This window comes from Clostridium celatum DSM 1785 (assembly GCF_000320405.1).
In the GTDB taxonomy this organism is placed as follows: domain Bacteria; phylum Bacillota; class Clostridia; order Clostridiales; family Clostridiaceae; genus Clostridium; species Clostridium celatum.
The window spans coordinates 57,212-76,628 of sequence record NZ_KB291645.1 but is presented as its reverse complement, the minus strand read 5'-3'; the positions used below and the strand labels follow the sequence as shown (position 1 = coordinate 76,628).

Sequence of the window (19,417 nt, the reverse complement as noted above, 5' to 3'; positions counted from 1 at the left end):
TTATTATACTATGTAATATTAGTATTTTATTAAAGGACTTATTAAATAATCATTATTAGGATTAACCTTAGTATTTAATATTGAATAAGCCTTTGTAGCTTGTATATCTAATTCAAGCAGTGGATTATCATTAAATCTTGGTAGTTTAGTTATAAGAGGTATATTTGAATTAGCTTTAATTAATGATAACATCTCTCTACCTGTTTTATTAAAACCTAAAACTCTAGCGTAAAGATTGCTTTCATCATTAAGCTCATTTATATTAAAATTGTCTAGCCCAATAAAAATATGAGTTAAAATTCTAGAAATTTTACTGAAGGTATATCTCTTACTTTTTATCTTAAGAACCAAATCGTTATATGAAGTAGAAGATGAAATTTCCTTTATGATTTTATTGTCAAGACCTTCTGTAACCTCGTAAAGATTGTTAAAATTTACACAGTTAGTTTGTATTTTATACTTTATATATGTATACATATCTTCATCGAAAACAAAAGGATAGTCATTTTCTTTTTGTTGATTAAATATTTTAAAAGATTCTTCAGGCATAAAATCTTTTAGAGATGATAAAGATTTATTAGCTTTTACAGTTTCTCTAATAGATGTTGCAGAAGCGAAAGATGAAGTTAGATTTTTCTCGTTATAACTAGCACCTTCTCTTTTAAGTGTGTTAGGAGCTATAGTACTGTTTAATCTAAGTAATGCTTTTATATATTCAATTCCTAAAATATTATTAGAAGAAGATAATATAGAAGTAAGTTCATCGTCTTTAAAATATTCAACAAGAGATTTTTCTCTAGACTTTGCAAAGGTAAGACCAAGAGTCAAGTTTTCTTTCAAAATATTTCTAAAATCTTCATCTTCGTTCGTTAAAACTTTTGCAATCTTTATCAGCTTTTCTGTGTTTCCACACTCTGAACCAAAAAAAATATTATTAACTATACCAAGTGAATTAAGTATTGAAACAGAGCCTTTAGCAAAAAATTCAGCAGAAGATACTGCATAATAAGTTGGAAGCTCTATAACTAAATCGACACCGTTGTTTAATGCCATTTCTGTTCTTTTCCATTTATCTATAATAGCAGGACCGCCTCTTTGAACAAAATTACCACTCATTATACAAACAATACCATCTGCTTTTGTAGCTGACTTTGCTTCAGTTAAATGATAAAGATGTCCATTGTGAAATGGATTATATTCTGTAATTATTCCTGTAATATTCATATTTAAACTCCTTTTTGGGAAATATAAAAGTATTATAGCATAAAGAGAAGATATATAAAGATTAATGTTAAAGGTTTAAAAATGAATTCTTTTGTTATAAATAAAAAGAGGGATTTGGAGGAGATAAAAAAATATGTTACATATATAGCGAAAATTTCAGAAAATTTATAATATAAAGAATTAAATTTTTAAGGAATTTGGGTATTGAAAAATATAGCTACATAGGAGTATATTAGTATTGAAGATTAGACCGTACAAATTCGAAAGGGGAAATCAGATATGGAACTTATGGATAAATTATGGAATGCGGCAAAAGAAAATAAGCAAAGAATAGTATTACCAGAAGGTGATGAGGAAAGAACTATTGTTGCAACAGAGAAAATACAAAAATTAGGTTTAGCACATCCAATTTTAGTTGGAGATAACAATAAAATTTTATCAAAAGCACAAGAGTTAGGTGTTGATTTAACAGGAGTTGAAATTATTAATCCTGAAACATCTGAAAGATTAAATGATTATATAAATGCTTTTTATGAATCAAGAAAAAATAAAGGAATGACTATTGAGAAGGCTGAAAAAATAGTTAGAGATCCTTTATATTTTGGAACGATGATGGTAAAGTTAGATGATGCTGATGGTATGGTATCAGGTGCTGTTCATACAACTGGTGATCTTTTAAGACCAGGTTTACAAATAATAAAAACAGCTCCAGGGGTATCTGTTGTTTCAAGTTTCTTTATTATGATGGTACCAGGCTCTAAGTATGGTGAAAATGGAATGTTATTATTCTCAGACTGTGCAGTTAATCCAAATCCTAATTACGAACAATTAGCTGCTATTGCAATAGCTACAGCAGATACAGCTCGTAATCTTTGTAAGGTTGAACCAAGAGTTGCAATGCTTTCATTCTCAACAATGGGAAGTGCAGACCATGAAATGGTTGATAAAGTTAGAAAAGCAACTGAACTTGCTAAGGAATTAAGACCAGACTTATTAATAGATGGTGAATTACAATTAGATGCTGCTATAGTTGAAAGCGTTGCTAAGCAAAAAGCTCCAAACAGCAAGGTTGCAGGTAAAGCAAATGTATTAATATTCCCAGATTTACAATCAGGAAATATTGGTTATAAATTAGTTCAAAGATTTGCAGGAGCAGAGGCTATAGGGCCAATGTGTCAAGGGTTTGCAAAACCAATAAATGACTTATCAAGAGGATGTAATTCAGAAGATATAGTTAACGTTGTTGTTTTAACAGCAGTTCAGGCACAAGCTCAAAATGCAAATAAATAATATAAAAAAATTAAATATTTAAGAGGTGTTCAAATGAAAGTATTAGTTATAAACTGTGGAAGTTCTTCATTAAAATATCAATTAATAGATATGTCAAATGAAGAAAGTTTAGCACAAGGTTTAGTTGAAAGAATCGGAATAGAAGGTTCTGTTTTAACTCAAAAGGTTGAAGGAAGAGATAAATATATAGTAAAACAACCAATGGCTGATCACAAAGATGCTATAAAGTTAGTTTTAGAAGCTTTAATAGATGAAAAGAATGGAGTTATTTCATCAATGGATGAAATAAGCGCTGTAGGACATAGAGTTGTTCATGGTGGAGAAAAGTATAAGAATTCAGTAGTAATAAATAGTGAAGTTAAAGATTACATAAGAGAGTGCTTTAAATTAGCTCCACTTCACAACCCAGCAAACATGATTGGAATTGAAGCTTGTGAAGCGTTAATGCCAAATACACCAATGGTAGCTGTATTCGATACTGCTTTCCATGGAACTATGCCAGAAGAAGCATACATCTATGCACTTCCATACGAATTATATCAAAAACATGGAATTAGAAAATATGGATTCCACGGAACTTCACATAAGTATGTTTCAAACAAGGTTGCTGAAGTTATGGGAAGAGATATAAAAGACTTAAAGATAATCACTTGTCATTTAGGTAATGGTGCAAGTTTATGTGCTGTTAAGAATGGTGTATCTGTTGATACTTCAATGGGATTCACTCCACTTGAAGGTGTAGCAATGGGAACAAGAAGTGGAAATATAGATCCAGCTATAGTTACTTTCTTAATGAAGGAAGAAAATATGACTGCTGATGAAGTAAATGACTTATTAAACAAAAAATCAGGTGTTCTTGGAATATATGGAAAGAGCTCAGACTTCAGAGATATAGAAGATGGAGCATTTAAAGAAAAAGATCCAAGAGCTATATTAGCACTTAAGATATTTGAATACAAAGTAAGAGCTACTATAGGTTCATATGCTGCAATAATGGGTGGAGTAGATGCTATAGTATTCACTGCTGGTGTTGGAGAAAATGGTCCAGAAACTAGAGAAGAATGCTTAAGAGGATTAGAATTCTTAGGTGTAGAAGTAGATACAGAAGCTAACAAGGTTAGAGGAAAAGTTAGAGAAATATCTAAACCAGGATGCAAAGTTAAAGCATTTGTTATTCCAACTAATGAAGAATTAGTTATTGCTAGAGATACTTAGAATTAATACAAAAGTAATTATAAAATAGCTTGACTTTTATAGCTTACCTTTATATAATAAATTGTGTTTGAAATGAGAAAAAAGTAGCAGGGAGTGAAATGACGCTTTAGCTCAAGCTATACAGTGCGTATAATATACCTTAAAGGTGTGAGGATTTTAATCCAGAGCTTAAGATATGATAATTAATTTTTCAGATTTGCTATCTAAAAGAAACAGAAAGAAACAAATAAGTTTATCATTCAAACTAGAACCATTAGAGTTCGAGGGAGAAGAGATTAGAGCAATTGAAGATGTAAAAGTAGAGGGAGTAGCTACATCTAATGAAGATGTTATTGTGGTTAACGCATCTATAAAAACTAAGCTTCAATTAACATGCTCTAGATGCTTAGATACCTTTATCTATCCAATAGATATTGATATAGAAGAAAGGTTTACAAACGATATAGACCTACAACAAGATGGGACTATGTTTGTAGAAGGTGATAGTTTAGATATTACCGAAATTATTGAAAATTGTATTATTTCTACCTTACCTATCAAAAGACTTTGTAAGGACGACTGCAAAGGACTTTGTCCAGAGTGCGGCGTAAATAAAAATGTTGAAAATTGTAGTTGTTTAGATTATGATGTAGATATTAGGCTTGCAAAGCTTAGAGAGTTGTTTGGGGAATAAGGAGGTGTAATAATGGGAAATCCAGCTAGAAAGACATATAGAGCAAAAAGAGATTCTAGAAGAGCTCAAACTTTTAAGTTAAGCTTACCAGGAATAGTTGAATGTCCACAATGCCACGAAATGAAGATGGCTCACAGAGTTTGTAAGAACTGTGGATTCTACAAAGGTAAAGAAGTAGTTGCTTCAACTGAAGAATAAAGAAAGTCTTATGACTTTCTTTTCTTTATATATAAAGAAATAAGGGGTGAAAGATATGAGGATTGCTATAGATGGTATGGGTGGAGATAATGCTCCACAAGCTGTTGTTGATGGTGTTATTAAGGCTATCAATGAATATAGTGACTTAGAATTCTATATAACTGGACCAGAGGAAATAATAAAAGAAGAGTTACATAAGCAAAATTATGAAGGAGATAAAATAACTGTTGTAAATGCGACAGAAGTGATATCTAATAATGAGCATCCAGCAAGAGCTATAAAGAGAAAGAAGGACTCTAGTCTTTGTAAGGCTTTAGAGCTTGTTAAAGAAAAGACATGTGATGCTGTTATTTCCGCTGGTAGTACAGGTGCGTTTTTAACAGGATGTACTTTGATAGTAGGAAGAATAAAGGGAGTAAAGAGACCAGCTTTAACACCTATTATGCCAGGTAAGAATGGTCCTTTTATGATTGTTGATGCAGGTGCAAATGTAGATTGCAAACCAGAGTATTTAGTTCAATTTGCTTATATGGGTAAAGAGTACTATAAAGGAGTATTAAAAGGTGAAAATCCTTCTATAGGTTTAGTTAATATTGGATCTGAAGAAGAAAAGGGAAATGATTTAACTAAAAACACTCATAAGCTTTTAAAAGAAGAAGAGAACCTAAACTTTATTGGTAACATAGAACCAAGAGATATAACAACAGGGAATACAAATGTTTTAGTATGTGATGGTTTTGTTGGAAATACAATATTAAAAATGTATGAAGGAACAGCATCTACTGTATTAAAAATAATTGTAGAAGAAATGCTTTCTTCTGGTGCTAAGGCAAAGATAGGAGCTTTTCTATTAAAGCCAGTATTTAAAAGTATAAAGAAAAAATTTGATTATAAAGAATACGGTGGGGCACCTTTCTTAGGAGTAGACGGTATTTGTATAAAGGCTCATGGAAGTTCAGATGGAAAAGCGATTAAAAATGCAATAAGACAAAGTAAAGAATTCCATGACAATAAAGTTTTAGATAAAATAAAAGAACAATTAGAGTTAAAGTCAGAATAAAAAATATAAAAAATGTATATTGACGACAGGTTTAATATATAATATTATCTAAATGGGTGTGTTTAGGAGGTGAAAGAATGTTTGATAAAATAAGAGAAATTATTGCTGATAAACTAAGCATTAGTGAAGACGAAATAACTATGGATTCATCATTTTTAGAGGACTTAAATGCAGATTCATTAGATATAGTTGAGCTTATAATGGCTTTAGAAGATGAGTTAGATATGGAAATTCCAGACGAAGATGCAGAAAACTTTGTAACTGTTGGCGATGTAGTTAGATTTGTAAAGTCACATGTTGAGGAATAAGTAAAATCCCGCAGTATTTGCGGGATTTTATGCTATAAAAACAAATAAACGAAATAGTTTATTCTTGAATTTGTTTCTTTAAAAAGCAACTTGAAGAATAAACTTTTAAGGAGTGTAAAAAATGTATAATTTTTATCTAAAGGAAGCTGAAGAGATAATAGGTATTAAATTTAATGAACCTAAGTTATTAATTACAGCTTTAACTCATTCATCATATGCAAATCAACATAGAGATGAAGAGTATAATGAAAGATTTGAGTTCTTAGGAGATGCGATTCTTCAAGTTTGTATAACAGAATATCTATTTTTAAATTTTAAAGAAAAAAGTGAAGGGGAATTAACAAAAATACGTAGTTTAATTGTTTGTGAAAATTCCTTATATGAAATAGGTAAAAGTCTTAATTTAGGATATCTTTTAAGAATGAGTAAAGGTGAAGAGCTTACAGGTGGTAGAGAAAGAGTATCGTTAATAGCAGATGCAGTAGAAGCACTTATAGCAGCTATATATTTAGACAAAGGATTGGAATTTGCAAAGGATTATATAATAGGTAGATTTGAAGATATAATAAAGAGAGCAATTAATAATGATATAATTTTAGATTATAAAACAAGATTACAAGAATATCTTCAAAAGAATGGGGAAATATCAATTGTATATGAACTTATTAAATTTGAAGGACCGCCACACAGAAGAAAGTTCTATACAAAGCTTATAATAGATAATAAGGAATTTACATGTGGAGAAGGTTATAGTAAAAAAGAATCAGAGCAAAATGCAGCTAAGGCAGCTCTTAAGAGTTTGGAGGAAATAGATGAGTAAGAATTATTATATAATTCCTATATTTATTTCACATCAAGGTTGTCCACATCAATGTGTATTTTGTAATCAAGATAGAATTGCAGGAAAAGTTGAGGAAGTATTTGCATCAGATGTGAAGAATACTATAGAAGAGTATTTAAATACTATAAATACTATAGGTTCGACTATTGAAGTTTCTTTCTTTGGAGGTACATTTACAGCTATAAGTGTCGCTAAACAAAAAGAGCTTTTAGAGGTTGCTAGAGAATATAAAAATAAAGGTCTTATACATAAAGTAAGATTGTCTACTAGACCAGATGCAATTAATTCTTATATTTTGGACTATTTAAAAGAATATTCGGTAGATATAATAGAACTTGGAGTACAATCATTAAATGACGAAGTATTACAAAAAGCAGGAAGAGGTCATAGTGTAGAAGATGTTATAAAAGCATCTAAGCTTATAAAAGAATATGGATTTGTTTTAGGGCATCAAATAATGCCAGGGCTTCCTTCAGATAATTTTGAGATAGATATAGAGACTACAAAAAAATCAATAGAAATGAAACCAGATATATGTAGAATATATCCTGCACTTGTTATTAAAGATACTCCTATGGAAATTATGTATACTAGAGGTGAGTATAGACCTTATACTTTAGAAGAAGCTGTATATATTTCAAGTGAAATGTTAAAGTTATATAATAAAGCAAAGGTTAAGGTAATAAGAATTGGATTGCAACCAACAGATACAATAACCACTGGTAAGGATATTGTAGATGGACCATTCCATCCGGCTTTTAGAGAGCTTGTTGAAGGGTTTTCATTATGTAATATATTAAAAGAAAAAGTATCTTCAGAAAAAGATATTTTAATTGAGATGAATGAAAGAGATATAAGTAAGTTATACGCTAACAAAAAACAATACTTTAATGATTTTTCAAAAAATAGAGACGGCAAAGTATTTGTAAATGTTAATAAAAAGGTTAAAAGAGGAAAGATTAGACTTACTGTAATTGAAAGTAAGGAAGAATTTAAAATATAATTTATTGAGGAGTTAGGTTATATACTTAACTCTTTAATTTTTAATAAAATAATTTACTATTAAAGAGTTGATTTATTGATATTTTTATTGCTTTGCTATAAACTAAATACAGAATGGAGTGATATGTTTATGAAAGCAAAGACTAGAGATAAATTAGTTTATATAATCTCAATTTTTATGTTAATAGTATTTATTTTAGGATTACTTCCTACTTTAATATAATGAGAAAGGCGTGAATATATGTTTTTAAGATCCCTAGAGCTACGTGGGTTTAAGTCATTTGCTGATAAAACTGAGTTAAAGTTTAAAAAAGGAGTAACGGCTGTTGTAGGTCCTAATGGTAGTGGAAAAAGTAATGTTTCAGATTCTGTTAGATGGGTACTTGGAGAGCAAAGTGTTAAAAGTCTAAGAGGAGGCAAAATGGAGGATGTTATATTTGCAGGGACTCAATTTAGAAAACCACTAGGTTTAGCACAAGTGTCTCTTACATTAGATAACTCCGATGGAACATTACAGACAGAATATAATGAGGTAACTGTTACAAGAAGAATATTTAGATCAGGAGAAACAGAATATTTAATTAATAACCAAAAATGTAGATTAAAAGATATAACTGAACTATTTATGGATACAGGAATAGGTAAAGAAGGGTATTCAATAATAGGACAAGGTAAAATTGATGCTATATTAAGTGGTAAACCAGAAGAAAGAAGAGCTTTGTTTGAAGAAGCTGCTGGTATTGTAAAATATAAATCAAGAAAAGAAGAAGCTGAGAAAAAGCTTGATAATACAGATAATAATTTAGTTAGAATTAGAGATATTATAGCTACATATGAAGAAAGACTTGAACCTTTAAGAATAGAAAAGGAAAAAGCTATAAAATATAAGGTATTAGCAGAAGAGTTAAAGGTTAATGAAGTATCATTATTGGTAAATCACATAGATAATGTACAGAAAGAGATAGAAAAAGTAAGTTTAGATATTAAAGAAAGACAAAAGGTTGTAGATTCAAAGAAAGATGAACTTGAAGCACATAAAGAAATTTTAACTAAACTACAAAATGAAATAGAAAATTTAGAAAGAAAAAATAAACTAGAAAAAGAAGAATATTATAATAAAAAAGAACAAGTCTCTCAAAATGCTAATGATATTGAATTATATAAAGAAAGAGTTAGTAATTTCAAAAACATAATTTCTAAAGAAGATGATGAAATTAAGAATTTAGAAGTGAAATTAAATTCTCTTAATAAAGAAAAAGAAGAGTTAGAAAAAACATTCAATATAAGAATAGAAGAGAATAGAGAAAAAAATAAAAAGCTTAGAGAATTAGAAACTCTAATTGATGAAACTACTAAAGCTATTTCAAATTTTGAAAATGAGCTATCAAAATTAAAAAATGAAGAATTTGAAATTATATCTAAAACTTCTGAAATAAATAGTAGTATTAATTCATTAAAGAAAGAGGTATTTAATAAAGGTGAGCAAAAAGGCATATTAATTAAATCTATTAAAACTTTAGGAGGAAACCTAAAAATTAATATTGGAACTATTGAAAAGTTTAAGGAAAATATATTAATTACAAAAGAGGCTATTTTAAAATTAGAAGAAGAGGTTGTTGATTTAAGAAAAAAACTATCAGCTGCTAACTCAATGTTAAACAATCAGGACAATAAACTAAAGGTATTATCAAAAAGGATAAATGAATCAGAAGCAACTCATCAAACTTTATCTAATTTAGAAAAACATTATGAGGGATATAATAGGACTGTTAAGAACCTTATGGAGCATGTTGATACAGGAAAGGTTACAAATATCAAAGAAATAAAGGTTTTAGGTGAAATTTTTAAAGTAGATAAAAAGTATGAAGTTGCTATTGAAATAGCATTAGGAGCAGCCATTTCAAATGTTATAACAACAACAGATGAAGATGCTAAAAAGCTTATTGCTTATCTAAAAGCAAAAGGACTTGGAAGAGCTACATTTTTACCTTTAAACATTATTAAAGGTAGAACTTTAGATTTAAATAAAGAGGTTAAAAATGCTAAAGGCTTTATTGGAATTGCTTCTGATATTATAAAGTGTGATAGTAAGTATAAAGGTGTAATAGATTATAACTTAGGTAGAACTATTGTTGCAGAAGATATGGATTCAGCATTAAATATATCTAAAATAGGTAGACATAATTATAAAATTGTAACTTTAACTGGTGAAGTTATAAGTCCAGGTGGTGCTTTAACTGGAGGAAGTATACAAGGGAAAAATAGTAATCTTTTAGGTAGAAAAAGAGAAATAGAAGAATTAGGGCAAAATATTATAAAGTTAAAAGAAGAGCATATAAGTGAAGTTGATAGATTTAACGAAATTAAAAATAATATTAAGAGCCTAGATGAAGAAATTTTAAATAAAAGAGAAGAAATTCATGGTAAAAATATTGAATTAACTGTTTTAGATGGAGAGATAAAAGGGTTAATTAATGAAGGTGAAAAACTAGAAAAGTCCATTAAAAATCAAGAAAAAGAAATTGAGCTAAATGAAAATTCTATAAATAGCATATTAGAAAAGCTTAAGAAGAAAGAAGAAGAGTTGACTAAGTTAGATGAAAAAGCAATAGAAAGAAAAGAAAGAGTAGCTAAACTAGAAGAAGATTTAGAAGATAAAACTAAAGAAAGAGAAGAACTAAAAGAAACATTAGTAAACTTGAAAATTACTAATGCAACTTTAGAAGAAAGTCTTCAAGGGCAAAGAGTGCAATTAGTTTCTAAAACTTCTGAAATCCATGAAAAGGAAGCTAGAATAAGAATTCTTCGTGCTGAAATAATGGAAAAAGAAAATGGAATAATTTCATTAGAAGAAAATATTAAAAGAAAAGAAGAAGTAATAAAAGAAATAAATGTTAGAATACTTAATTTAGAAAATGCTTTTAAAGAAGATGATATTAGAAGAATTAATCTTAAAGAAGATTTTAGAACTAAAGATAGTGTTGCAAATGAAATAATTGAAATTATTAGAAATTTAGAAAATGAGTTTAATAAAAGAGCAATTTTAAATGCTAAGCTTGAAAGTGAACAAGAAGCTTTATATAATAAACTAAACAGCGAATTGAATTTAACTTTAGCAGAAGCAAAGGAAATTGCTATGGAAGTTGTTGATGATTCTGAAGTAAAGGATATAATTTCAAAGCTAAAAGTAAAGATTGCAGCTTTAGGAACTGTTAATTTAGCTGCTATAGTAGAATTTGATGAAGTTTGTGAAAAATATGAGTTTATGTCAACGCAAGAACAAGATCTACAAAAAGCAAAGGAAGAATTACTTGGAGTTATAAATGAAATGACTTTAAGGATGCAGGATTTATTTAAAGAGAACTTTGAAATATTAAATGAGAACTTTGGAGAGACTTTTAAGGAGTTATTTAAAGGGGGAACTGCAGAACTTATATTAGCAGATGATGATGTTTTAAATTCTAATATAATAATTAATGTTCAGCCGCCAGGTAAAAAACTTCAAAACATTAATTTAATGTCAGGGGGAGAAAAGGTTCTTTCAGCTATTGCACTTTTATTTGCAATACTAAAAATGAAACCAACACCATTCTGTATATTAGATGAGATTGAAGCAGCATTAGATGATGCAAATGTTTATAGATATGCTGAATTCTTAAAAGAGTTTTCAGAAAATATTCAATTTATAGTTATAACGCACAGAAAAGGAACTATGGAAGCAAGTGATGTAATGTATGGAATAACTATGGAGGAAAAAGGTATTTCAAAAGTAGTATCGGTAGATTTATCGGAAAATTAGGAGGAAATAATATGTTTGGGAAATTGTTTAATAACTTAAAAAATGGATTAACTAAAACAAGAAATGCATTAACTGACAAAATTAATGAGGCTTTAAATTTAGCTGTAACAATTGATGAAGATTTATACGAAGAATTAGAAGAAATTCTTATAATGGCTGATATTGGTATGGATACTACAATGGAAATCATAGAAAAGCTAAAAGATAAAATAAGAAAAGAAAAGATAAATGATGTAGAACTTGTAAGACCTGCTTTAAAATCAGTTATAGCTGAAATGATGAAGTCTGGTGAAAAAGAAGAGGAAGAAGAAAACTATGAAAATGATAAGGAAGTAGTTTTAGTTATAGGAGTTAATGGCGTTGGTAAAACTACTAGTATAGGAAAGCTTGCAGCAATGAATAAAGCTAAAGGTAAAAAAGTTTTATTAGCAGCAGCAGATACATTTAGAGCAGGTGCTATAGATCAATTAGTTGTTTGGAGTGAAAGAGCTAAAGTTGATATAGTTAAACATGAAGAAGGTTCAGATCCGGCAGCAGTAGTTTTTGATGCTATAAATGCATCGAAATCAAGAAATGTTGATTTGCTTATTTGTGATACTGCAGGGAGACTGCATAATAAAAAGAATTTAATGGATGAGTTAGGAAAAATAAATAGAATAATAGATAGAGAAATGCAAGGAGTTAAAAAAGAAACTTTACTTGTATTAGATGGTACTACAGGACAAAATGCTATAATTCAAGCAAAGCAATTTATGGAGGTTTGTCCGATTGATGGAATAGTATTAACTAAATTAGATGGAACTGCAAAAGGTGGAGTTGTAATATCTATTAAAAATACTCTTGATATACCAGTTAAGTATATTGGGGTAGGAGAAGGAATTGATGATTTACAAGAGTTTGATGCAGAAAGTTTTGTAGAAGCATTATTCTAGTAAAATTTTAGATAAGTCAAGCAATAAATTAAAATTTATAATTTATTGCTTGATGATTATATTAAAATAAAAAAATGTTGCTAAAAAGTATTTTTGTAATTAAAATACTAGAGTAAAGGAAAAGTTTTAAATTATTTAAAGTATAGGAAAGACACTGTTTACAAGCGTTATACTTAAGGTCAAATAAAAAAATAAAAGTGTTAAGTAAAAATACTTGACACCCTAATATTATTCTGTTAAAATCTCAGATGTGGGTAAGGTGATTGGATATGGAAGATAGAGTTGAGATTTCGTTATTAATGGATTTATATGGAGCATTACTAACGGAAAAACAAATTAACATTATGGAACTTTATTACAACGATGATTTATCCTTAGCTGAGATTGCCGAATTAAACAATACGAGTCGACAAGCGATTCATGACCTTATAAAGCGATGTTATAAGCAATTTTTATCCTATGAGAGTAAATTAAATTTACTTGAAAAGTCTTTAGAAAAAGAAAGCAAAATAGCAAGTGTTTTAGATGACCTTAAAATTAAGTATTCATTAAATGATGAAGATTACATAAATTATAAGGAAAGGCTAGAAAGTTTATAGGCGTAGGAGGGTTAACATGGCTTTTGAAGGTTTAGCTGATAAGTTACAAGAAACATTTAAAAAACTTAGAGGTAAGGGCAAATTAGGCGAAAAAGATATTAAAGAAGCCATGAGAGAAGTAAAGCTTGCATTATTAGAAGCTGACGTTAATTTCAAAGTTGTAAAAACTTTTGTAAAAAATGTTAGTGAGAAGTGTGTTGGTAGCGAAGTGTTAGAAAGTTTAACACCAGCTCAACAAGTTATAAAGATTGTAAATGAAGAGCTAACTGATCTTATGGGAGGTAGTGAAAGTAAAATTAACTTCTCTAGTGTAGGGCCAACTGTTATTATGTTAGTTGGGCTTCAAGGAGCAGGTAAAACTACAATGTGTGGTAAACTAGCACTACAATTAAGAAAAGATAAGAATAAAAAGCCTCTTTTAGTTGCTTGTGATATTTATAGACCAGCAGCTATAAAACAATTAGAGGTAGTAGGAAAGCAAATTGACATTCCAGTTTTCCAAAAGGGGGATAAAATTAACCCTGTACAAATTGCTAAAGAAGGTATACAATATGCAAGGGAAAATGGAAATAATGTTGTAATTATAGATACAGCTGGTAGACTTCATATAGATGAAGAATTAATGACAGAACTTAAAGATGTAAAGGCTGAAGTAAATCCTTCAGAAATATTACTTGTTGTTGATTCTATGACAGGTCAAGATGCAGTAAATGTTGCAGAGACCTTCAATGAAGCGCTTGATATCTCAGGAGTTATATTAACAAAACTTGATGGAGATACAAGAGGTGGAGCTGCCTTATCAATCAGACATATGACTCAAAAGCCAGTTAAATTTATTGGTGTTGGGGAAAAGATGAATGATTTTGAAGTATTCCATCCAGATAGAATGTCTAGTAGAATTCTTGGAATGGGTGATGTACTTTCATTAATTGAAAAAGCTCAAGAAGCTATTGATGAAAAAGAGGCTAAAGAGCTTGGACAAAAGATGATGGAAAATGATTTTACTTATGATGACTACTTAACTGCAATGGATCAAATGAAAAAGTTAGGGTCTATAAGTAAACTTATGGAGATGATACCAGGAATTCCTAAAGAACTTAAAGATGTTGATTTTGATGCTGGTGAAAAAGAACTTGCAAAAGTAAGATCAATAATTTATTCTATGACTCCAAAGGAAAGAAGAAATCCTAAACTAATAGTTGGTTCTTCTTCAAGAAAGAAGAGAATAGCAAAAGGATCTGGTACAACACTACAAGATGTTAACAAACTCATAAAAGGACATGAAGTGATGAGAAAGCAAATGAAGCAAATGAAATCACTTACTAAAAAGTCCAAGAAAGGTTTATTTGGTAAATTACCTTTTTAAGAGTTTATATATAAATAACCCTTTAAAGGAGGTGAAATTAATGGCAGTAAAAATCAGATTAAGAAGAATGGGTGCTAAGAAAGCTCCTTTCTACAGAGTTGTTGTTGCTGATTCAAGAAGCCCAAGAGATGGTAGATTCATCGAAGAAATCGGGTACTACAATCCAATAACAGAACCTGCAGACATCAAAATCGATGAAGAAAAAGCTACAAAATGGATAAACAATGGTGCTCAACCTACAGACGTAGTTAAGAGACTATTCAACACAGTAGGTCTTAACAAGTAATTTTTAGGAGGTGAACTCTGCAAATTACATTAGTACATAGTATTTGCAGACTCTTATGAAAGATTTAGTTGAAATAATTGCTAAGTCCCTAGTGGATAATCCTGAAGAAGTTCATGTAAATGAAATTCAAGGAGAGCAAGGCTTAATTCTTGAATTAAGGGTTGCTCCTGAAGATATGGGTAAGGTAATCGGTAAACAAGGTAGAGTAGCGAAAGCTATTAGAACCGTAGTAAAAGCCGCAGCACTAAACGAAGATCAAAAAGTAGTAGTTGAAATTATCGATGTAAAGAGTTAGGATTTTCCTAACTCTTTTTTATTTTTGATATTTTTTAAAAAGTTTGGTATAACTAATATGTAAAAATAAAATAATAATTGTTATTAAAAATTAAGTTAACATAAGAGGTGAAAACGGTGAGTAAGAATTTAAAGGTTGGAAAAATAGTAAATACTCATGGATTAAAAGGAGAAGTAAAGGTAATTCCTTTAACTGATGATCCAAGAAGATTTGATGATTTAGAATATGTATTAATTAATGGCAAAGAAGTTAATATAGAAAGATGTAAATATCAAAAGGATAGAATAATAGTAAAGTTAGAAGGTATAGATAAAATAGAAGATGCTGAAAGACTTAAAGAAAAATTTATGGAAGTTGAAAGAGAAAATGCAGTTGAATTAGAAGAAGACTGCTACTTCCTTGCAGATTTAAGAGAATGTACTGTTTTTGATACAGAAGGTAAAGAGTTAGGAAAAATTTACGATGTAATTCAAACTAAAAATAATGATGTATATTGGATAAGAAAGCCTAAAGAACTTTTAATACCTGTATTAAAGAGTATAGTTCTTGATATTAATATAGATGAGAGAAAAATAACAGTTAGACCAGTAGGAGAATGGATGGATGAAGATTAATATTCTAACTCTATTCCCAGAGATGTTTGATATTTTCAATCATAGTATAATAGGAAAGGCTCAAGATAAGGGATTAATAGAAATAGAGCCTATAAATATAAGAGATTATACTTTAAATAAACATAAGAAGGTAGATGATTATCCTTATGGTGGTGGAGCTGGTATGGTTATGTCAGCGCAACCAGTAGTTGATTCTATAAGAGCTTGTAAGAGAAATAATAATGGGAAAGTTATATTTTTAGGGCCTAAAGGAAAAACTTTTAATCAAAAATTAGCAAGTGAACTTTCAAAAGAAGAAAACCTAATTTTTCTTTGTGGACATTATGAGGGAATTGATGAAAGGGCATTTAAAGAAGTTGATATGGAGATTTCTTTGGGCGATTTTGTATTAACAGGTGGAGAGATGGCAGCTATACCAGTCATAGACTCTATTTTAAGATTAGTACCAGGTGTTTTAAATAAATCAGAAAGTCATGAAGATGAATCATTTTCCGAAGGACTACTTGAATATCCACAATATACAAGACCAGAAGTTTTTGAAGGAGAAAGTGTTCCGGAAGTATTAATGTCAGGACATCATGAGAATATAAGAAAATGGAGAAGGTTAAAATCTCTTGAGATAACTAGAGAAAGAAGACCTGATTTATATAAATATGTTGAGCTAACAAAAGAAGATAAAAAAATGTTGAATGGTAAAAAATAATTGCTTGAAATATAAGAATACTTATGTTACAATAACTTTTGTGTTAGTACGGGCGTTCCGCTGTCAAAAAAATTTGTTAAGAGCGTCAATTATCATTTAGGAGGGAATACACAATGAACGAAATTTTAAGAGCTATAGAAGCAGAACAAATCAGAAATGACTTACCAGAATTCCACGTTGGGGATAATGTTAAGTTACACGTTAAAGTTAAAGAAGGTAACAGAGAAAGAATCCAAATGTTCGAAGGTACTGTTATTAAAAGACAAAACGGTGGTTTAAGAGAAACTTTCACAGTAAGAAGATTAGCTTACGGTGTTGGAGTTGAAAGAACTTTCCCAGTTAACTCACCAATCATCGAAAAGATGGAAGTTACTAGAAGAGGTAAAGTTAGAAGAGCTAAGTTATTCTACTTAAGAGATAGAGTAGGTAAGGCTGCTAAAGTTAAAGAATTATTAACTAGATAATTTAAGTTGATAAGATATGAAGGGACTTAGTATTAAGTCCCTTTTTTCTTGCAATAATATAAATGAAATTCTAAAATTAGAATTTATAAAATAAATTTATTCATTTAATATATTAAAACTTAAATTTGTTAATAGGGAATATTGTTTTGGATGTAAAGAAAATGTCAACAATAAAATATATAGATTCATAAGAGGAGGTAGCATTATGGCACAAATAAATTGGTTCCCAGGTCATATGAAAAAAACTCAAAGAGAAATAAAAGAAAATTTAAAACTTGTAGATGCTGTAATAGAAATTAGAGATGCTAGAATTCCAAGAAGTTCAGCAAATCCTGATATCGATAAATTATGTAGCGGAAAGCCAAGAATAATTCTTTTAAATAAAAGTGATTTAACAGAAAGTAAGGTTACAAAAGCTTGGATTAAGGAATTATCTAATGAAAATGTAAAAGTACTTGAAGTTAATTGTTTAAGAGGTCAAGGATTACAACAAATTAAGCCAGCACTTTTAGAATTATTAAAAGAAAAGCATGAGAGAGCTAAGGCTAAGGGATTAGTTAAATTTATGATGAGAGTTATGGTAGTTGGAGTACCTAACTGTGGTAAATCTACATTTATAAATAAAATGGCAAAAAATAATATTGCTAAAACAGGAGATAGAGCTGGTGTTACTAAGAGTAAGCAATGGATAAAAACAGCTTTTGATATGGAAATGTTAGATACTCCAGGAGTATTATGGCCAAAATTTGAAGATGAAACAACAGCTTTAAATTTAGCTTTTACTGGAGCTATTAAAGATGAAATTATGGATATAGAAGAATTAGCATATATGCTAGTTAAAAGACTGCAAAAATATTATCCAAATGAACTTAAGGCTAGATATAAGATAGAGGAAGTTTTTGAAGACCCATTAGAAACTTTAGATGCAATAGCGAGAAAAAGAGGTTGTTTAGTTTCTGGTGGCGCAATTGATTATAATAGAATAGCAGTAATGCTTTTAGATGAATTTAGAGGCGGAAAAATTGGTAATATATCTTTAGAGCGTCCAGATGATGTTATTGAGGAAAAGAAGGTTATAAAAAAAGAGGAAACTGCATTAGATAGAAAAAGAAGAATAAGAAAAGAGAAAAGAAGAGAAAAGAAAAATGAAAAAAGATAATATAGATATATTAAAGGTAAATATTTACGAACTAACTTTTAAAGTTATTAAAGGAGTAAATTAGCATGGAAATATTAAATAAAGATATATCTAAATTGAATTATAAAGAATTAAAAGAAATGGTTTCTGTTATTGATATTAAGCAATTATTACATAGTGAAGAACTTGAAAGAGTAATTACTAAATTAGCTAAAGATAGTAGAAAAAATGTAAATGCTTTAGGTGTTAAGCTTCAAAAAGATATTAAAAAGTTACAAGATGAAATTAATAGAGTTAGAGGTATGTATGATTTCGATAAATCTTTTGGAGATTATAAAGTTGTTGCAGGAGTAGATGAAGTAGGGAGAGGGCCACTTGCAGGACCAATAGTATCATGTGCTGTTGTTTTAGACTTAAATGTTATAGATGATGAGTTAATACTTTATATTAATGACTCTAAAAAGTTAAATGAAAAGAAAAGAGAAGAATTAGCAGAGATAATTAAGGAAAAAGCATTAGCATATTTTATATCTTCACGTAGTGCTAAGGAAATTGATGAAAAAGGTATTGGAGTTTGCAATAATGAGGTTTTCTTAGAAGCTTGTATGAACTTAAAGATAAAGCCGGATTTAGTTTTATCTGACGGATATACTGTAAAGGGAATACAAATAGATAATAAATCTGTAATTAAAGGAGATACTAAATCAGCTTGTATAGCTGCTGCATCTATTGTAGCCAAGGTATATAGAGATAATTTAATGAAAGAATATAGCTTAAAGTATTCAGGTTTCGCTTTTGAAGAGAATGCTGGATATGGAACAAGTAAACATATTGAAGGACTTAAAAAGTTTGGGCCTACAGAAATACATAGGTTATCGTTTTTAACTAATATTTTATCAGATTAATAAGTTCTAAAAGCATCTTTTAAATGATTTAATTTGAAGAAGTCATTGGAATTATTTAAATTAATTTCAATGACGTCATATCTAATATTATAATTAAAGTATTTTTTTGAAAGTATATAAAGATTTGAAAGTTTTATAATTTGTTTTTGCTTTGAGTAGGTTACTGACTCTATTGGATTACCATATGAGTTAGTATACCTACTTTTTATTTCGCAAAAAATTAAAATATTATTAAAAGTACAAATTATATCTATTTCACCAACTTTATTTCTAAAATTCATATCTAGAATTTTATATCCATTACTTTTTAAATATTCTGCTGCAATTTTTTCGCCATAATCACCAATAGCCTTATTATACTTTTTCATAAAACCACCTCTTAATGTAAATTTATAAACTTGGGATTTAATTAGTTGAATTTGCATAGTTTATTTAAATGTTAGACTATAAAATTTTTTTTATTCAAAAATAGGTTAAATAAATAAATCAATGTCAATAATGAAGA

22 protein-coding genes are annotated in these 19,417 nt (G+C 29.1%); 20 read left to right on the top strand and 2 right to left on the bottom strand.

The window, feature by feature from the left end; translation table 11 throughout:
- Nucleotides 1-18: 18 nt before the first annotated feature.
- A complete protein-coding gene (locus tag HMPREF0216_RS08200) occupies nt 19-1,224 on the bottom strand; it encodes a nucleotidyltransferase (RefSeq protein ID WP_005213479.1) in 1,206 nt (401 codons plus the stop codon).
- Between the two features lie 279 nt (nt 1,225-1,503).
- On the opposite strand from HMPREF0216_RS08200, the gene pta reads away from it, so the two are divergent.
- From pta to HMPREF0216_RS08105, 20 genes are all read left to right on the top strand, one after another.
- The gene (gene pta / locus HMPREF0216_RS08195) at nt 1,504-2,514 is read left to right on the top strand and encodes a phosphate acetyltransferase (protein WP_005213478.1); all 1,011 of its coding nucleotides are present in this window, start codon (nt 1,504-1,506) and stop codon (nt 2,512-2,514) included.
- Between the two features lie 33 nt (nt 2,515-2,547).
- Nucleotides 2,548-3,729, top strand: coding sequence for an acetate kinase (locus HMPREF0216_RS08190; protein ID WP_005213475.1), 1,182 nt, complete (start codon nt 2,548-2,550; stop codon nt 3,727-3,729).
- A 175-nt stretch (nt 3,730-3,904) separates the two neighbouring features.
- Nucleotides 3,905-4,402, top strand: coding sequence for a YceD family protein (locus tag HMPREF0216_RS08185; protein ID WP_005213474.1), 498 nt, complete (start codon nt 3,905-3,907; stop codon nt 4,400-4,402).
- 12 nt (nt 4,403-4,414) lie between these two features.
- Entirely contained in the window at nt 4,415-4,600 is a 186-nt protein-coding gene (rpmF, locus tag HMPREF0216_RS08180) for a 50S ribosomal protein L32 (protein ID WP_005213472.1), read from the top strand.
- A gap of 55 nt (nt 4,601-4,655) precedes the next feature.
- Nucleotides 4,656-5,660: a phosphate acyltransferase PlsX gene (gene plsX / locus HMPREF0216_RS08175; RefSeq protein WP_040419456.1), complete on the top strand. Its 1,005-nt coding sequence runs from the start codon at nt 4,656-4,658 to the stop codon at nt 5,658-5,660.
- A 77-nt stretch (nt 5,661-5,737) separates the two neighbouring features.
- The gene (gene acpP, locus HMPREF0216_RS08170; RefSeq protein WP_040419453.1) at nt 5,738-5,968 is read left to right on the top strand and encodes an acyl carrier protein; all 231 of its coding nucleotides are present in this window, start codon (nt 5,738-5,740) and stop codon (nt 5,966-5,968) included.
- A gap of 121 nt (nt 5,969-6,089) precedes the next feature.
- Nucleotides 6,090-6,788, top strand: coding sequence for a ribonuclease III (gene rnc, locus HMPREF0216_RS08165; RefSeq protein ID WP_005213467.1), 699 nt, complete (start codon nt 6,090-6,092; stop codon nt 6,786-6,788).
- Nucleotides 6,781-7,812: an elongator complex protein 3 gene (locus HMPREF0216_RS08160; RefSeq protein ID WP_005213464.1), complete on the top strand. Its 1,032-nt coding sequence runs from the start codon at nt 6,781-6,783 to the stop codon at nt 7,810-7,812. Before rnc ends, HMPREF0216_RS08160 begins: the two co-directional genes overlap by 8 nt.
- Before the next feature lie 129 nt (nt 7,813-7,941).
- Nucleotides 7,942-8,034 carry a DUF4044 domain-containing protein gene (locus HMPREF0216_RS17110; RefSeq protein WP_147576252.1) on the top strand — a complete coding sequence of 31 codons (93 nt, stop codon included), beginning with the start codon at nt 7,942-7,944 and terminating at the stop codon, nt 8,032-8,034.
- A gap of 18 nt (nt 8,035-8,052) precedes the next feature.
- A complete protein-coding gene (gene smc, locus HMPREF0216_RS08155) occupies nt 8,053-11,610 on the top strand; it encodes a chromosome segregation protein SMC (RefSeq protein WP_005213461.1) in 3,558 nt (1,185 codons plus the stop codon).
- An 11-nt stretch (nt 11,611-11,621) separates the two neighbouring features.
- Nucleotides 11,622-12,542: a signal recognition particle-docking protein FtsY gene (gene ftsY / locus HMPREF0216_RS08150; RefSeq protein WP_005213460.1), complete on the top strand. Its 921-nt coding sequence runs from the start codon at nt 11,622-11,624 to the stop codon at nt 12,540-12,542.
- A gap of 269 nt (nt 12,543-12,811) precedes the next feature.
- Nucleotides 12,812-13,141 (top strand): putative DNA-binding protein, encoded by a 330-nt coding sequence (locus HMPREF0216_RS08145; RefSeq protein WP_005213459.1) that lies wholly within the window; start codon nt 12,812-12,814, stop codon nt 13,139-13,141.
- A gap of 16 nt (nt 13,142-13,157) precedes the next feature.
- On the top strand, nt 13,158-14,507 hold the full coding sequence (gene ffh, locus HMPREF0216_RS08140; RefSeq protein WP_005213458.1) for a signal recognition particle protein: 1,350 nt from the start codon (nt 13,158-13,160) through the stop codon (nt 14,505-14,507).
- A gap of 40 nt (nt 14,508-14,547) precedes the next feature.
- On the top strand, nt 14,548-14,793 hold the full coding sequence (rpsP, locus tag HMPREF0216_RS08135) for a 30S ribosomal protein S16 (RefSeq protein ID WP_040419450.1): 246 nt from the start codon (nt 14,548-14,550) through the stop codon (nt 14,791-14,793).
- A 55-nt stretch (nt 14,794-14,848) separates the two neighbouring features.
- Nucleotides 14,849-15,088: a KH domain-containing protein gene (locus HMPREF0216_RS08130; protein ID WP_005213455.1), complete on the top strand. Its 240-nt coding sequence runs from the start codon at nt 14,849-14,851 to the stop codon at nt 15,086-15,088.
- Nucleotides 15,089-15,204: 116 nt separating this feature from the next.
- The gene (rimM, locus tag HMPREF0216_RS08125; RefSeq protein WP_040419448.1) at nt 15,205-15,702 is read left to right on the top strand and encodes a ribosome maturation factor RimM; all 498 of its coding nucleotides are present in this window, start codon (nt 15,205-15,207) and stop codon (nt 15,700-15,702) included.
- On the top strand, nt 15,692-16,405 hold the full coding sequence (gene trmD, locus HMPREF0216_RS08120) for a tRNA (guanosine(37)-N1)-methyltransferase TrmD (RefSeq protein ID WP_005213445.1): 714 nt from the start codon (nt 15,692-15,694) through the stop codon (nt 16,403-16,405). The genes rimM and trmD overlap by 11 nt, the downstream gene beginning before the upstream one ends.
- A gap of 113 nt (nt 16,406-16,518) precedes the next feature.
- Nucleotides 16,519-16,869, top strand: a complete 351-nt coding sequence (gene rplS / locus HMPREF0216_RS08115; protein ID WP_005213443.1) for a 50S ribosomal protein L19 — start codon at nt 16,519-16,521, stop codon at nt 16,867-16,869.
- 205 nt (nt 16,870-17,074) lie between these two features.
- Complete coding sequence (gene ylqF / locus HMPREF0216_RS08110) at nt 17,075-18,028, top strand: ribosome biogenesis GTPase YlqF (RefSeq protein WP_005213440.1); 954 nt, start codon at nt 17,075-17,077, stop codon at nt 18,026-18,028.
- Nucleotides 18,029-18,093: 65 nt separating this feature from the next.
- Nucleotides 18,094-18,912 (top strand): ribonuclease HII, encoded by an 819-nt coding sequence (locus HMPREF0216_RS08105; RefSeq protein WP_005213439.1) that lies wholly within the window; start codon nt 18,094-18,096, stop codon nt 18,910-18,912.
- On the opposite strand, the gene HMPREF0216_RS08100 is transcribed toward HMPREF0216_RS08105, so the two are convergent.
- Nucleotides 18,909-19,280: a YraN family protein gene (locus tag HMPREF0216_RS08100; RefSeq protein WP_040419445.1), complete on the bottom strand. Its 372-nt coding sequence runs from the start codon at nt 19,278-19,280 to the stop codon at nt 18,909-18,911. The two genes, HMPREF0216_RS08105 and HMPREF0216_RS08100, sit on opposite strands and share 4 nt — an antisense overlap.
- Nucleotides 19,281-19,417 lie beyond the last annotated feature (137 nt).

Coding starts and splice junctions, on each gene's coding strand:
- HMPREF0216_RS08200 (WP_005213479.1), bottom strand. CDS start 1,224: ATGAATATTACAGGAATAATTACAGAATATAATCCATTTCACAATGGA.
- pta (WP_005213478.1), top strand. CDS start 1,504: ATGGAACTTATGGATAAATTATGGAATGCGGCAAAAGAAAATAAGCAA.
- HMPREF0216_RS08190 (WP_005213475.1), top strand. CDS start 2,548: ATGAAAGTATTAGTTATAAACTGTGGAAGTTCTTCATTAAAATATCAA.
- HMPREF0216_RS08185 (WP_005213474.1), top strand. CDS start 3,905: ATGATAATTAATTTTTCAGATTTGCTATCTAAAAGAAACAGAAAGAAA.
- rpmF (WP_005213472.1), top strand. CDS start 4,415: ATGGGAAATCCAGCTAGAAAGACATATAGAGCAAAAAGAGATTCTAGA.
- plsX (WP_040419456.1), top strand. CDS start 4,656: ATGAGGATTGCTATAGATGGTATGGGTGGAGATAATGCTCCACAAGCT.
- acpP (WP_040419453.1), top strand. CDS start 5,738: ATGTTTGATAAAATAAGAGAAATTATTGCTGATAAACTAAGCATTAGT.
- rnc (WP_005213467.1), top strand. CDS start 6,090: ATGTATAATTTTTATCTAAAGGAAGCTGAAGAGATAATAGGTATTAAA.
- HMPREF0216_RS08160 (WP_005213464.1), top strand. CDS start 6,781: ATGAGTAAGAATTATTATATAATTCCTATATTTATTTCACATCAAGGT.
- HMPREF0216_RS17110 (WP_147576252.1), top strand. CDS start 7,942: ATGAAAGCAAAGACTAGAGATAAATTAGTTTATATAATCTCAATTTTT.
- smc (WP_005213461.1), top strand. CDS start 8,053: ATGTTTTTAAGATCCCTAGAGCTACGTGGGTTTAAGTCATTTGCTGAT.
- ftsY (WP_005213460.1), top strand. CDS start 11,622: ATGTTTGGGAAATTGTTTAATAACTTAAAAAATGGATTAACTAAAACA.
- HMPREF0216_RS08145 (WP_005213459.1), top strand. CDS start 12,812: ATGGAAGATAGAGTTGAGATTTCGTTATTAATGGATTTATATGGAGCA.
- ffh (WP_005213458.1), top strand. CDS start 13,158: ATGGCTTTTGAAGGTTTAGCTGATAAGTTACAAGAAACATTTAAAAAA.
- rpsP (WP_040419450.1), top strand. CDS start 14,548: ATGGCAGTAAAAATCAGATTAAGAAGAATGGGTGCTAAGAAAGCTCCT.
- HMPREF0216_RS08130 (WP_005213455.1), top strand. CDS start 14,849: ATGAAAGATTTAGTTGAAATAATTGCTAAGTCCCTAGTGGATAATCCT.
- trmD (WP_005213445.1), top strand. CDS start 15,692: ATGAAGATTAATATTCTAACTCTATTCCCAGAGATGTTTGATATTTTC.
- rplS (WP_005213443.1), top strand. CDS start 16,519: ATGAACGAAATTTTAAGAGCTATAGAAGCAGAACAAATCAGAAATGAC.
- ylqF (WP_005213440.1), top strand. CDS start 17,075: ATGGCACAAATAAATTGGTTCCCAGGTCATATGAAAAAAACTCAAAGA.
- HMPREF0216_RS08105 (WP_005213439.1), top strand. CDS start 18,094: ATGGAAATATTAAATAAAGATATATCTAAATTGAATTATAAAGAATTA.
- HMPREF0216_RS08100 (WP_040419445.1), bottom strand. CDS start 19,280: ATGAAAAAGTATAATAAGGCTATTGGTGATTATGGCGAAAAAATTGCA.